This is a genomic window from Psychrobacter sp. 1U2 (genome assembly GCF_051847575.1).
In genome coordinates this window covers 1-15,365 of sequence record NZ_JBPYDC010000029.1, presented here as the reverse complement: position 1 = coordinate 15,365, position 15,365 = coordinate 1, and the positions used below count along the sequence as shown (strand labels likewise).

General features: G+C 43.5%; 8 protein-coding genes. 2 read left to right on the top strand and 6 right to left on the bottom strand.

Features of this window, described 5'->3' with window-relative positions:
* Positions 1-215: 215 nt before the first annotated feature.
* From ACS8FD_RS11620 to leuC, 3 genes are all read right to left on the bottom strand, one after another.
* Complete coding sequence (locus tag ACS8FD_RS11620) at positions 216-878, bottom strand: hypothetical protein (protein WP_439276005.1); 663 nt, start codon at positions 876-878, stop codon at positions 216-218.
* A 198-nt stretch (positions 879-1,076) separates the two neighbouring features.
* Positions 1,077-1,739, bottom strand: a complete 663-nt coding sequence (gene leuD / locus ACS8FD_RS11615) for a 3-isopropylmalate dehydratase small subunit (RefSeq protein ID WP_439276004.1) — start codon at positions 1,737-1,739, stop codon at positions 1,077-1,079.
* 85 nt (positions 1,740-1,824) lie between these two features.
* Positions 1,825-3,243 carry a 3-isopropylmalate dehydratase large subunit gene (leuC, locus tag ACS8FD_RS11610; RefSeq protein ID WP_439276003.1) on the bottom strand — a complete coding sequence of 473 codons (1,419 nt, stop codon included), beginning with the start codon at positions 3,241-3,243 and terminating at the stop codon, positions 1,825-1,827.
* 333 nt (positions 3,244-3,576) lie between these two features.
* Between leuC and ACS8FD_RS11605 the strand changes: the two genes are divergently transcribed.
* On the top strand, positions 3,577-4,449 hold the full coding sequence (locus tag ACS8FD_RS11605) for a LysR family transcriptional regulator (RefSeq protein WP_439243838.1): 873 nt from the start codon (positions 3,577-3,579) through the stop codon (positions 4,447-4,449).
* Between the two features lie 781 nt (positions 4,450-5,230).
* Positions 5,231-6,730, top strand: coding sequence for a sodium/proline symporter PutP (gene putP / locus ACS8FD_RS11600; protein WP_439276002.1), 1,500 nt, complete (start codon positions 5,231-5,233; stop codon positions 6,728-6,730).
* Between the two features lie 94 nt (positions 6,731-6,824).
* Here putP and ACS8FD_RS11595 read toward each other — a convergent pair whose 3' ends face one another.
* The 3 genes from ACS8FD_RS11595 to ACS8FD_RS11585 form a co-directional block, all read right to left on the bottom strand.
* Positions 6,825-8,372: a surface lipoprotein assembly modifier gene (locus ACS8FD_RS11595; RefSeq protein ID WP_439276001.1), complete on the bottom strand. Its 1,548-nt coding sequence runs from the start codon at positions 8,370-8,372 to the stop codon at positions 6,825-6,827.
* A gap of 324 nt (positions 8,373-8,696) precedes the next feature.
* Positions 8,697-14,141 (bottom strand): transferrin-binding protein-like solute binding protein, encoded by a 5,445-nt coding sequence (locus tag ACS8FD_RS11590; protein WP_439276000.1) that lies wholly within the window; start codon positions 14,139-14,141, stop codon positions 8,697-8,699.
* 437 nt (positions 14,142-14,578) lie between these two features.
* The coding region (locus ACS8FD_RS11585) for a transferrin-binding protein-like solute binding protein (protein WP_439275999.1) at positions 14,579-15,365 on the bottom strand (787 nt) is incomplete at its 5' end.

Below are 15,365 nucleotides of genomic sequence, written 5' to 3'. Positions count from 1 at the left end.
TTTTCCTTGTTTGTAAATATTACTATAGTCAGTTGAGAATAAAACTGTCATAAATTCGAATGCGCCACTGGTATAAATCTTCCTTGCTTGCTTCGTCCCTTCGATGCTGAATAAAATTCATCCCGGTAGCGCTGTAACACTTTTAAATTTAATCTACTTTATAAAAATTAATTATTTATGTGAATCGGAGGTTTAAATACAACGTTATAGAATGGCTAGCTAGTAGCCGTGTCATCAAATAAGCCCGTTTCTACAAACTCGCCTTGGCGCTCAGTATCGACTTGCTTACAAAAACGACGCTCGATATTGCCGTTATGAATAAGCTCAATGCACAAAGGGTTTGGCGATGCGCTAGATAATAAGCTGCTATCTTTTTGCTCAGGCTGCAATTTAAAAGCGCGTAGCTTATAAGTGCCGGCAACGAACTCGTGAATGACCGTGAAGCGCTCAACGTAGCTCAAGTTATTTTCCGGATAGAAATTCACTTGTACTTCACGCTTGATAGGTTTTACTCGGGCGTAATAATTAGTTAATCCGGAGATGCCAGACGCCGATAACGGCACTAGCTTCACAGCTTTATTATCGACTAATGGTACTTTATCTTTGTCAGGCTTCACTATCACTAGGTTACGGTCGACAGGCTGATGTGTCTCTGCTGCAATAATAGGCGTTTGATCGATGCGAGTAATCTCACAATGATAAGTACCCAGACAAGCAATATTAGTCTCACCTGCCACCGGATAAATCTTACCGGACCAAGTGTCAGCGCTATCCGCTTTTTCTATCTGCTGATAACCCGTAAAAAGCTGACAACTTGATAACAGTGCACTCATAGCGAAGGTGGCACTAACATAAGCGACAAAACGTGTTTTTTTCATGATGACGGCTACTTTTTGTGAATGATAAAGTTGCTTTTATAATAGCTAGGTCGCCGCCATAACTCAACACAGTATTGCTCACTGTATGACTATTATTAATAATTGTATTAATAGTAGCAGTTATTCTCGATATTACTTATCGAGAATGGTTATTAACATGGTTTATAGACACTGATTATTAATACTAAGAATTTTAGGTTAAGCATGTACTTGGTTAAATATCCAAGGGGTCTTTTGCATCATTTTATGCTCATAATCTTTGATAGCGTCGCTTTGCTGCAAGGTTAGACCGATATCGTCCAAACCGTTCAATAAACAATGTTTGCGAAACTCATCGACCTCGAACGAGTACTCTTCACCAGTTGGAGTGATAACAACTTGACGCTCTAAATCAGCAGTCAGCTCATAGCCTTCATTTGCTAACGTCGCTTGCATAAGCGTATCGACGATAGCTTCATCCAAAATAATCGGCAACATACCATTCTTAAAACAGTTGTTATAAAAGATATCAGCAAAGCTTGGCGCGATCACAGTACGAAAGCCATATTCTGAAAGTGCCCATGGCGCATGCTCGCGACTAGAGCCGCAGCCAAAGTTTTTACGCGCCAGCAAGATAGTTGCGCCCTGATAGCGCGGCTGGTTTAACACAAAATCAGGATTGATTGGGCGTTTACTATTATCTTGGCCGCTATCTAAAGAAGGCACGCCCTCATCAAGATAACGCCAATCATCAAAGAGATTGACCCCAAAACCGGTACGCTTAATAGACTTCAAAAACTGCTTAGGGATAATCTGATCGGTATCGACGTTTGAGCGATCTAAAGGGCAAACGATACCCGTTTGAATATTATAAGCTTGCATAGTGTTTCCTATAAATAAGTATCAAATTTTAGAAGAGTAGTTTTGGGAGAGTAAGTCAGTGTCTTTACGCAGCAACTATTCTCTTCTAAAATGTACGCACATCGACAAAGTGACCGGCTAATGCTGCCGCTGTCGCCATTGCCGGACTGACTAGATGCGTGCGCCCACCATTACCCTGGCGCCCCTCAAAGTTACGGTTAGAGGTCGATGCGCAGTGCTCCCCCGGCTCAAGCTTATCGGCATTCATCGCCAAACACATCGAGCAACCAGGCTCGCGCCACTCAAAGCCTGCGTCAGTAAATAAAGTATCTAAACCCTCGGCTTCGGCCTGCAATTTGACTTGCCCGGAGCCAGCCACCACGATCGCTTCTTTAACCGTGTTAGCGACTTTACGGCCTTTAATCACCGCAGCGGCATCACGCAAATCTTCGATACGCGAGTTGGTACAAGAGCCAATAAAGATACGATCGAGCTGAATATCAGTGATCGGCTGACCTGCCTCAAGACCCATATAAGTATAAGCGCGCATCCAGCCTTCTTCTTGGGTGGCATCTGCTGCTTGCTCTGGCGTCGGAATAGATTGAGTGATATCGACGACCATCTCAGGGGAAGTCCCCCAAGAGACTTGCGGGGCAATCTGGCTACCATCCATCTCAACAACGGTATCAAACACCGCGTCAGCCTCTGAATATAAGGTGCGCCAGTAGCTTTCTGCTTGCTGCCACTGCTCACCAGTTGGCGCATAAGGGCGACCTTTGACATAATCGATAGTGGTGTCATCGACTGCTACCATACCAACGCGCGCGCCCGCTTCAATCGCCATGTTACAGACCGTCATCCGGCCCTCCATGCTCATCTCTTCAAAGACTTGACCGGCAAACTCGATGGCGTGACCATTGCCGCCGGCGGTACCGATCTTAGCGATAATCGCTAGCACGACATCTTTTGCGGTGACTCCTGCTCCAAGCTCACCGGTGACACGTATCTGCATGTTTTTCATTTTTTTGGTAATCAAGCATTGCGTCGCTAAGACATGCTCAACTTCAGAGGTGCCGATACCATGTGCTAAGCAGCCAAGCGCACCGTGAGTAGCCGTATGTGAATCCCCGCATACCACAGTCATGCCCGGCAAAACGAGACCTTGCTCAGGACCCACCACGTGTAAGATACCTTGACGCGCATCATTGATAGTGAATTCAGCAATATTGAACTTAGCGCAGTTGTCATCGAGCGTGACCACTTGCAGGCGCGATACTTTATCCTTAATACCTTCTACGCCTTCTAAACGCTCTTTAGTCACAGTCGGGACGTTATGGTCTGGGCTAGCGATATTGGCCGACAGACGCCACGGCGCTCTATTGGCAAGCTCTAAGCCCTCAAAAGCTTGCGGGCTAGTCACTTCATGCAGTAGATGACGGTCGATATAAATAAGGCTAGAACCATCATCACGCTTACTGACTTCGTGAGCATTCCAAAGTTTGTCGTATAATGTTTGAGCGGCCATGTAGCTATCCTTTTTCGGTTACTAAGCTTTAAACTGAGCTTCAATTAGTAAGCGTCTATACTGAACGCTAATATCTTAATTATACCTTATAAGTTAAATTGATAACGCCTTAGTCTTTTTAACTAATAACTATTTATTTGCTAAATTTAATAATTAACAAAAATAACAAAGTAAAAGTGTTAAAAAGTGGGTTCATCTCTTGTGATTATAACAGCCTAATCCTATAATAATAATTGATGATTTTTATCTGTTCCCAAACTTATATTTCTAATAAATTATGATTGGGTTAGCCAACTTTTAATTATAGCTCTACATATAGCTAAGGATATCGGTTTGAATACCACCAATTTGACAACGTTTGTCACCGTTATGCAAACAGGCAGTATCTCAGGAGCAGCAGAAAAGCTGTTCATCACCCAGCCTGCCGTGAGCAAACGTATCAAAAACTTAGAAGACGAATTCAATATCACTCTATTTGACACTGTAGGCCGCGGTATCGTGCCCACACAAGCCGCGAATGAGATGCTGCCTCATGCCAGACGTTGGCTCGATGATTACGATAACTTTAAAATCAATCTACAGCACTCAGAACAAGTCGTCTCAGGCAAACTTGTGATTGGTACTAGCCATCATATTGGCCTGCATCACTTAGCGCCAGTGCTCAAGCATTTCATTCAAAGTTATCCGGCGGTCCAATTAGAAGTGCATTTCGTCGATTCTGAGGAGGCGCACAAAGCCGTTCTCGATGGTAATTTGTCACTGGCCTTCTTAACCCTACCGCCTGTCTATGACAAACGCCTGACTTATCATACTTTATGGTCAGATCCGCTGTACTTTATGACTGGTACTCTGTCGCCTTTAGCCAAAAAGACCAACGTCACCTTAGAGCAGCTAGCGCATTATCCAGCTATTTTGCCCTCTGCTAATACCTTTACCAGTCAAATCACTTTGGCTGAATTTGCCAAACATAATCTCAAGCCGTATGCCACTATGAGCACCAATCCGCTCGAGTCTATTCGTATGCTCGTCTCTGTAGGATTAGGTTGGTCGGTACTGCCGCAAACCCTAATAAGTCAAGACTTAGAGCGTATTAACATGGCGGACAATATCGAGCTGCAACGCTACTTGGGTGTAGTTATCAACCCAAAACTAACGCGCTCTAGTAGTGTCGAGGCGCTATTAGAGCTACTTGCACCGATTGATTAATTCATGATACCGTTAGTAATATAAACGTAACAAATACGCAAACGTGATCCCAAAGGTCACGTTTTTTTTATAGTTATTTTATGGTTTGCAATGATTACAACCACTTGCGTGAAGCGAGTAACTCGTAATCTATGATTAGTAATTGATATTGCGATACGTTATAATTATTTCGTATGAAATTTTAACATACCGTTACTTCAGTGATAATCAAGCAATCTTAATTAATGCTATAGCATTACTGACGTAAGGTTTTTAACTGATCTACTTATAGCTAATGCTGACTGGTTTAGCGATTAACAATAAAGTTAGCAGTAGCTGACAATATCATCAACTTGAAGTGCTATTGATTCAAGGTACGCTTAAGTATTAAAAGTAATCATTGAAAACAGCATGATTGGCAGCCAGTTTCATTTATGTTTGTGAGTGAGATAACTCATACAACTGAAAGTGAATGTTGATTCTCTGCTTTCATATTTATATCGATAAACGTATGGTAAAACTGACGGTTTTAAACGATTGATATCCTTCACTAGAATGATTTAAAAGCTACTCATTTTTCATCTACTGATGTGAACTTGTAGCCAACAAGTGATTATATCAATCCTGTAAAGTCAAAAGTAATCACTTATTGATAAATGTAAAGTTAATAAGTGCAAAGCCATTACGAGATATCTAATGGCTTTTATTGTTTTTAGATATCACTTTTTGTACCGAGTTTTTATTTTGTATCTCGATAGCGAATTATAATAACAGCCAACACTGTTGGTTAAGGACTGTTTAAATGAATGGAGTTTCGAGTGGCGTCCTCATCTCGCTTGGCGCCTATTTTTTAGTAATGATCGGTATCGGTATTTATGCTTACTTTAAGCAAGCCAATGACACCGAAGGTTATATGCTGGGCGGTCGTAGTTTAGGCCCTGCCGTAACAGCATTGTCCGCTGGTGCCTCCGATATGTCTGGTTGGTTGCTCCTCGGCTTACCCGGCTATATGTATGCTGACGGCGTCGTTAGTGTTTGGATTGCGCTAGGTTTGACTTTAGGTGCCCTACTGAACTATATCATCGTCGCGCCGCGTCTACGGGTTTATACCGAAGTGGCGGGTAACGCTATTACCCTTCCCGATTATTTTGCCAACCGTTTTGAGGACAAGTCGCATCTGTTGCGGGTTTTCTCAGCGATCGTAATTATTCTCTTCTTCACGGTTTATACGGCGGCCAGCTTAGTGGGCGGCGGCAAACTGTTCGAAAGTTCATTGAACTTATCTTATGGTATGGGTCTTTGGGTTACCGCTGGGGTGGTTGTCGCTTATACGCTATTCGGTGGTTTCTTAGCGGTCTCAATGACTGACTTTGTACAAGGCGTGATCATGCTATTTGCTATGGTTATCGTGCCTATTGTTGCCTTTACCGATTTGGGCGGGGTTTCTAATGCCACACAGATTGTAGGAAACATTGATCCTAACCTACTGAACGTCTTTAGCGGCATGACTTTCCTCGGTATCGTCTCTTTACTCGCATGGGGCTTAGGCTATTTCGGTCAGCCGCATATCATCGTCCGCTTTATGGCGATACGCTCGGTCAAAGATGTACCAACTGCGCGTAACATCGGTATGAGCTGGATGGTGATTAGTTTGATTGGTTCTTTGATGACTGGTTTTGCGGGTCGTGCTTATGTTCAAAGAACGGCGATGACCTTAGATGATCCTGAGACCATCTTTTTAGTATTTACCCAGTTCTTATTTACACCGCTGGTTTCAGGCTTCTTATTAGCAGCTATCTTAGCCGCTATTATGAGTACCATCTCCTCGCAGCTGTTAGTGGTATCAAGCTCGTTGACTAAAGATGTTTATAAGCTATTCTTGGATAAAGAAGCGCCAGAGTCGCGCCAAGTGTTAGTCGGTCGTCTCTCTGTGATAGCCGTTGCTGTCGTTTCTATTATGTTAGCATCAGATCCTGATAGCTCAGTGCTTAACCTAGTGTCTAACGCTTGGGCAGGCTTCGGAGCAGCCTTTGGACCTCTAGTTATCTTCAGCTTAATCTGGCGCGGTATGAACCGTAACGGCGCTGTCGCTGGTATGGTCGTTGGGGCCTTAACGGTAATATTATGGATCTATGGTCCGTTCGAGATGAATGGTATGGCGCTTAATAGCTGGTTATACGCTATTGTTCCTGGCTTTATCTTAAGCACTATTGCTATCTTTGCGGTCAGTATGATGACTGGTGGTCCTAAGCCTTCGGTTAGCGCTACCTTCAAAGAGATGGAGCTTAATCTACATAAATAACCGTAACGCTTAGTCTTTATCTTAATATAAAAATAACCCTCGCTATTTAATAATAGCGAGGGTTTTGTTTGGTTAGTAATAAGCTTTAAAAGATCTAAAAAGTCTTGGTTAATAGTATCGTTGCCGTTTTTTCATCACGATCATCATAATAGTCAAAATTACTTGATGTTTTATCATAATCAAACACTAGTCTTGGCGTCAGGCCATACAGAGTGAAGTCGCGTTTCCATACTTGTAAGCCTAACGAAGTGGTTTTATCTTCTCGTTGTGAACCAAGCTCACCGCCAATGGCATTATAGTACCCTTTTAAGCCATTTCCTGATAACGCATCTGCAGGATCATCATACTCTTTGACCGCATAACCTGCAGTCGCTAGCGTTGAGATACCGCGCTTCCATTCTCGTCCCCACCCTACATTCACTGAATTACGATCGTAGCTAATGATACTAGACTTAGGTACATCATTGCGATAATTACCTAGGCCACCATAAAAGTACTCTTTGGCGTCTTTAATATAAAAAGCATTTAAGCCTAAGAAGCGTCCATCGGTTTCGCGGTTAGAGTTTGCATCATCTTCAAAGGTTTCTTTGGATAAGATACCGGTTGCCGATAGTTTTAATTTTGGCTTTACCCAACGAGAGCCACTCAGCGTCGCGCCTTTTCTCAAACTATACTCGCTCTCATCATAGTAGCGCTTGGTCACAAACGGTGTGAGAGAAACATCATTTTTGGCATCATCATAACCTACTCCAGCAGAGGCGGTAAAAAGATAATCGTTATAATCACTCTCATCCCAATAGCCTTTTAAGGAAGCATTACCGCCGACTGTGGTATAAAAGTTGTCTGGTAAATTAAAGCGTTTATTAGCACTAACATAACCTTGCAGGCCATTAGCTGATTTTTGCTCAGGTGTATTTAATCCACCTAAAGAAAGGCTTTTTGAAGGCGCGTCATTGATATTATCATCTCGGACATAACTGACAGAAGCATCAAAGCGCCATTTCTCTAGTCTATTAATCTGGTTCAAGGAATTCTGCACTCGGGCCATAACTGGCGCGGGCAGATCCACAGCTTGAAGCTTGGTGTACTGATCTTTTGCCGCCGCATATTGTTTATCCGCTTGTAGCGCTAGCGCCATATTTAAGCGCACCGGATGAAAGTCCGGATCGGCTGCTAGCATTTGCTTATAGATAGCAATAGCCTGCTTATTCTTGGCTTCGCTACGATAAACTAGCGCATCTGCAAAGTTAATCAGCATAGGATCATTCACCGGCAGAGCTTTATAGTGCGGGAGTAAGGCTTTGACAGTTGCCATATCTTGCGCGGCCAAAGCAGTATTTAAAAACTGACTGAATCTTGCTGGATCTGCTTTTAGCGCTTCTAGGTTATAGGAGGACGCTGCTGCTAATTGCTGACGACTGGCAATCGATTGTTGCGCCTCTTCGCTTGAGATTACCGTAGAAGGGACGGTAGGATCTGATAAAGCATTTTGACTCTCACGCTTGAGCAATTCGGTGGCTTGGTCATTTGCCGGTTGGTTCAAATCAAGCTCTGGCTCTGCAGCTATAGTCGATGCCGAAAAGCTCATCATAGTGAGTATGACAGCTGCGGTTAAAGGCTTAAATAAGTACTGATTGTTCATAGGTGTCCTTACCAAATTACGATGTTAAAAATTCGAAACCTAATTATCCTAAGCGATTTAAGCGATTTAAGCGAGAATAAAGCGCTCTAAAATGCTTTATTCTTTGTGCTATGTAGTCAGACCTCCCTATTGATTTTTGCTAATAGAGGCACTTTTAAAAACTCTATTAGCTTCGGCAATATTTATCTTATCGCTTAGTTGCGATAGCTCTTGCTAAAAACCATCTAACAATTAACTATTCATAGTAAACAATTAATTCTTAGATAATCATTTAAAAAAGAAAAGCGCTCTAGGGCGCTTTTCTCGTACCGCTAATACTTTAGATTATTTAGCTACTTTTTCAGCGCCAAAGGTACCTTGGAAGGTAGTACCTGTTCCAGCAATAGTACCTTTACCACCTTGGTCAGAGGCATCTTGATAGATACCACCTAGGAATTTACCTTCTTCACCATAGAAACCACCGGCAGTATCGATACCGTTGACGTTGCCAGCAAAGGTGTTGCCATCAATCGTCGCTGAAATACCGATTTCGTTACCCGCTGGCATGTACTTATAGCTATCTGCATCAAACGATAAAGTACCATCTACTGAGCCATTGACGAAGTCAACATCGAATGCGGATCTACCCTCAACTGGAGCTGTAGAAGCATTATCGGCTAAATGGATGTTTTCAATATAAGTCGCCATACCAGTGTACTGAGCGGTACCATCGCCAACGGTCTTTAGGTTATCCATACCGTATTGAGAAGTTAAATAGCCTTCTACATAAACGTTAGCTGCCCGTGACACCTCACCAGCCAATGAGTCAAAATTACCATACACATGTCCCACTTGCATCTGTGAATCAAAGTTTTCGTACACAGAGCTGTAGTTAAAGGTTGGATTTTGTCCCCCTTTACCTGCATCTACGGTCACTGAGCCACTATTGTTTAAAGACACGTTGATTGGCTGTAAGACACTATCGGGTTTAACCATGTCTGCGCGAACAACACCGCTATTGAAGCTGTTGAAATTGTTCCCTTCGCGGTTATCTACTGGCACTTGAGAACCATTTTCTGTTTTTAGTTCAGTCCAATCAGACTTATCATCACGAATCTCTACATAACCAATAGCGTTATCTAACTGGCCTAAACCAAAGGGTAGTGTTTTCTCTTTGCTACTTAGAGCTGTAGACTGAAAGCCAGTCATTTTAGACTCTACTGGATCTGGAGCTGCGCCCGGATCAACTTTGGTTGCGCCGTAAGTTCCCTTACCTCCTGAAACCTGATAGACACCACCTAATAAGCCTGCATCTTCACCAAAGAATCCCCCTTTAGTATCCACTCCATTCCAGTTGCCAGCAAAGCTACTACCATTAACCTCAGCCTTGATAACCTTCTCACTAACACTAGTACCCTCAAACGACAGAGTACCATCGACTTGACCATCAACAAAATCAACTGCAAACTCTGACGTCCCTATCGTTGGATTACTACCAATAATACTGGCGTTACTCAGATAACTAGCATCACCTTTATAACCAACCTTACCATCATTGATGCCGTTATCAATATTGTACTGTGATAACTCCTTCATATACTGCATATCGGTATTATCTGTACTGTTACCTTGCACATAAGTATTAGACAAGGTATCTAATCGAATACCGTTATTTGTGGTTTTGAGATCGCCGTATAAATGACCAACCTGCATCTGATCATCATAGTTCTTATAAACTGAAGTATATTTAAAACGTCTGTTCAAATACCCTGCTGGCAACGAATATAGAGAACTCTTTTTAAATCCTTCTCCATAATCCTCATCACTTGCATCTCGTACCTTAAAGTCAGTGGTCGTACCTGAATCGTAACGATCATTGCCAGTTGCCACTAAATTAACTTTAAGCTTATCGTAGTCAGCAGAGTTATTGTTAATAATAGCGCCATTACTATCTGAAATGGTATTTTGGAACCCGCTAATAGTTGTGTTTGCAGCTACTACAGGGTTGGTTGGTGCGGGTGGCAATTCCTGTGCGGCCGCTAAGGCATCTTCTGCCGCTTTGGCTCTAGCTTCGGCGTCTAACTTAGCTTGCTCAGCTGCCTCAGCACGTGCATTGGCTTCTAGCTTTGCTTGTTCAGCATCGGCTGCTTGTTGTTTAGCTGCAGCTACTTTTTGGGCTGCTTCTGCTTTAGCATCTCCAATGGCGGCTTCGGCTGCTGCTTCGGCTTGGATCACAGCCTCTTCTGCTGCTGCTCTGGCAGTCTCAGCGGCTAGTCTTGCGGCTTCTGCTGTCGTTGCGGCTTCTAGAGCAGCGTCTTCGGCAGCTTCGGCTGCGGCGGCACGTTCTAAGGCGGCGGCGAGTTGATCTTCACCATTGCCACCATTTGCTAAGGCATCCTCTGCTCGTTGTAGTGCTTCCTGTGCTTTAACAGCGTCCGCTTGCGCTTTATTAGCAGCAGCTTGTGCGGCAGCGGCTTGGGCTTGAACTGCTGTCAGTGCTTTATTAGCAGCGTCGGCTTGAGCTTGGGCATTTGCTGCAGCTTGTTCAGCGGCGGTTTGCTTGTCGCTCTTAGCACCATAAGTACCTTGAGCGCCATTACCTTCGTAGACACCACCTAAGTACTGAGCATCGCCGCCAAAGAATCCACCATCAGCATTGTAACCGTCTTTGCTACCTGAGAACTGGTTACCGTTGATACTAGCTTCTAAACCGATGTTTTTGTCACTAAAAGTTAAATCACCTGTTAAGTTTTTGGCGACAAAGTCGGCGGTAAACGCTGATTGACCAAACTCGATGTCATTGTCTAAACCTAGCTGACGATAGGTGGCATCGCCACTATAGTTTACTTTACCTTCATTTGGCATGTTAGCGGCTTGCGTAGCGTTACCAATGACTGCTACCCCATTGACAGGTAATTGACTATCGCCAAGGGCTGCTGCACCATCAATATGGCCGATACGCATGTCATCGCCAAAGTCCTTATACGTTGAGGTATAAGTCAGTGGCAAAACGCCAAGATTCGTTGTGATATCTGTGCTATCTTCATGCGCTTGGAAACCATTTTGAACATTAGTATCATTTGCTCCTGATATAGTAACGGGAACTGCTGGTAATAGCCCTGGTTGATCGGGTGATGTTACAGAGGCCATATCGGCACGAGCGTCTACAACACTACCATCTTCATTTATTTCAAAGTCACGGGTAGTTGTCTTAAATACTACTGGCACACCTGCGCCTGAAGGATCGATATTTATGGACTGTACACCAGTTTTCTTAGTTTCTGACGCATTCTTGATCTGAGCTGCCGTTAGGGCATCCTCGGCCGCTTGCGTAGCTTGATTCGCGGTTGCAACTTGAGCTTCGGCGGCGGCGATAGCGTCAGCTTGTGCTTGCTGGGCTGCCGTAACTTTGTCATTTGCCGCGTCAAGTGCCGCTTGACGACGATCGACTTCTGCTTGTAGGGCTTCTGTGCTACCCCCTGAGGCTAGTGCCTCTTCTAAAGCTTTTTCTGCTGCGGCTAAATCAGACTCTGCATCCGCTAGCTCATCTTTAGCTTTATTCGCTTCTAATTGTGCAGCGTCAGCCCTTTCTTTTTCAGCTTGCGCTAATGCTTGGGCTGCACTCGCTTGTTGATTGGCCTGATCTGCTTTGGCATTAGCGTCCGCGATCGCTGTGTCGGCTTGCGCTTTAGCGGTGATAGCGTCAGCTTTGGCTTTCGCTTCGGCTGCTTTAGCCTCTGTAGCTTCTTTTTCAGCCGCAGCAGCTTGAGCTTGTGCATCGACTGCTTGTTTATTGGCTTCGGCTACTTTTTTGCTTGCCTCTGCTTTAGCTTCTCCAATCGCTTTGTCTGCAGCATTTTGTGCAGCTTGTGCGGCTTGCAGTGCAGCGTTTTTAGCGTTTTCGGCAGCCTTTCTTGCAGTTTCTGCTGTCGTTGCAGCTTTTAAGGCAGCAGCTTCGGCAGCTTCTGCGGCAGCTGCGCGAGCTAATGCATCTTCTAATGCGGCTTCACTATTACCTGCATTATCTGCGGCTTCCTGAGCTTTAGCGGCAGCAGCTTGCGCTTTAGCAGCATCTTCTTTAGCTTTATTGGCAGCAGCAGTTGAAGCAGCAGCTTGCGCTTGAGCGTCTTTCAGTGCTTTATTAGCTGCAGCGGCTTGTGCCTGCGCGTTTGCTGCAGCTTGTTCAGCAGCGGTTTGTTTATCACTCTTAGACCCATAAGTACCTTGGGCGCCATTACCTTCGTAGACACCGCCTAGATACTGGGCATCACCGCCAAAGAAGCCACCTTCGGTGTTGTAACCTGCATTGTCAGCAGCAGTGCCTGAAAATTGGTTACCGTTGATAGCAGATGTAAGACCAATTTTACCCGCTTTATCAAAGGTTAGATTACCTTTTAAGTTCTTCGCGACAAAGTCGGCGGTAAAGGCTGATTTACCAAATTCGATGTTATTGTCTAAACCAAGCTTACGATAGGTAGCATCCCCTGTATAGTCAACAGTACCTTCGGTTGGCATGTTTTCAGCTTTAGTTGCATTTCCGACTACTGCCACACCGTCTACTGGTAGTTGAGTAGTGCCAAGAGCGGCCGCACCATCAATATGACCGATGCGCATTTCGTCCTCATAGTCTTTATAAACTGAGGTATAGGTTAGAGGTAAAACACCAAGACTTGTTTTTATTTCACTATTATCTTCGTGAGATTTGAAGCCATTCTGTAAACTTTTATCGTTTTTACTAGATGTAGTCACATTAACAACTGGTAATAAGCCATCTGAAGCAACATCAGCTCGAGCTTCAACACCATTATCGGTAATATTGAAATCTCTTGTAGTCGTTTCGAAAACTTTATTTAATGGCTTAGCATCAATGCTTAAAGATTGCACACCAGATTTTTTAGCTTCAGGTGCATTCTTAATCTGGGCTGCTGCTAGCGCTTCTGCTGAATCTTTAGCCGCTTTTGTGGCGGCAGCAGCTTTAGCTTCTGCGGCAGCAATGGCAGCTTGTGCAGCTTGTGCGGTGCTTTCAGCTTGCGCTTGTGCTTCTTTCGCTAATTTAGCTTTGCGATCTGCTTCCGCTTGTAGCGCTTCTGAACTTCCACCGCCCCCTGCAGCTAAAGCGTCTTCGGCTTCTTTTTGAGCTTGAAGAGCTTCTTCTTTGGCTTTGATAGCGTCGTTCTTAGCTTTTATCGCTTTAGCCTTGGCCTCTTCTGCATCCTTAATAGCTACTTCTGCTGCTGCCTTTGCTTCAGCCGCAGCTGAGGCTTTCGCTGCCTCCGCTTTTGCTTTTGCTTCAGCAGCTTCAGCCCGATCTTTAGCCGCTTTCGCTTCAGCAGCAGCTTTAGCAGCTTTATCTTTAGCTTCCTGAGCAGCTTTTTCTGCTGCAGCTATTTCAGCTTTTGAAGCCTCTTCTGCTTTAGCTTTAGCTTCCTCAGCGGCTTTTGCTTTGGCTTCTGCTTTTTTAGCTTTTGCCTCCGCTTCAGCTTTTGCCTCTTGGGCTTCTCTTATAGCTTTTTCTGCGGCGGTTTCGCTACCACCTCCTTCACCGCCAGTACCACTACCTTCACCGCCACTTCCTTCGTTACCGCTATCTTCACCGTCATTACTTTCGCCCCCATTATCTGGAGTAGGTTTAATGATCGGAGTGCTGTCATTAGTAGTATTACTGTCACTCCCATCAGATGAACACGAAGCTAGAATTACTGCTGTTAAAAGAATAACACTAGCTTTTAACGGAGTTTTAAGAGTTTTTGAAGAATAGTCAGAAAAACTATTAGGCATAATTGGGGACATAAATCTCTCCATGGTTTAAAAAAAGTATTCCATTACTTAATTACTTAACATTTATTGATAAGCCCATATAGATAACCAAAAAAAATATTGGATGTCAACTTTTAATAATGCACTAACAGTATAATTTAATATTTTTTAATTAATTGTTTTTAGATAAATAGAGTTAATTAATAAAGGTACAGTTGTAAACTGAAAAATTTATATAAATTAGTAAGATAGCTACTTTATAATTTACATATTAAATATAAATACTCATTAAAATACTTTCTATTTATAAAAACAAACCTATAGATTGTAGGTTTAAAGTCTTCTAAATAGATTAATTTCTATTTTATCTCATTAATAATCTAACCTTCGATAGCCTTACTTAAGTAAACTAAAATCGCAAAAAAAAGCGCCCGAAGGCGCTCTTTTTTATTATAAACTTTTAGGTTTACTTACTGCTTTTCAGCACCATATGTACCTTGGGCCGTATCACTAGAATAAATACCGCCTAAGTACTTAGCATCATCACCATAAAACCCGCCTTCAGTACTATAAGCACCACTAGTGCCAGCAAACTGACTTCCAGTAATATCTCCTGCGATAGCTATATTTCCTGCTTGATTGAATGTTAAGTTACCGTTAACTGTTTTAGCGGCAAAGTCCGCAGTGAATGCAGAACTACCATATTCTATAGTTTGATTTAAACCAAGCTCACGATAGGTTGCATCACCATTGTAAGCAACGCTACCATCTGTAGGTAATGTATTGGTGGCATTACCTGTAACTACTACACCGTCTACTGGAAGTTGACTTACCCCTAAAGTAGCCGCTCCATTGATGTGACCTATACGCATAGCTTCACCGAAGTCTTTATAAACCGAGGTATAAGTGAGAGGTAAGTTTCCTAAAGCGGTAGGAATCTCGGCACTTCCTGTATAAGACTTGAAATCATTATCAAGGTCAGTGTCATTATCACCTGAAGTAGTCACTGTAACTGCAGGAAGAACTTCATCTGAAGCTGTATCAGCTCTTGCTTCTATTGAATCGTCAGTAACTGCAAAATCACGTGTCGTTGTGTTGAATACTCCAAGAGGTCCAGCAACAATGTTTAATGATTGTGCACCCGACTCAGTTGTCGCTGATCCTGATGTATATTCTGGCTCTGGCTCTGGCTCTGGCTCAGGAGCTTGGTTTTTCTCAGCGCCATAAGTACCTTGAGCACCATTACCTTCATAGATA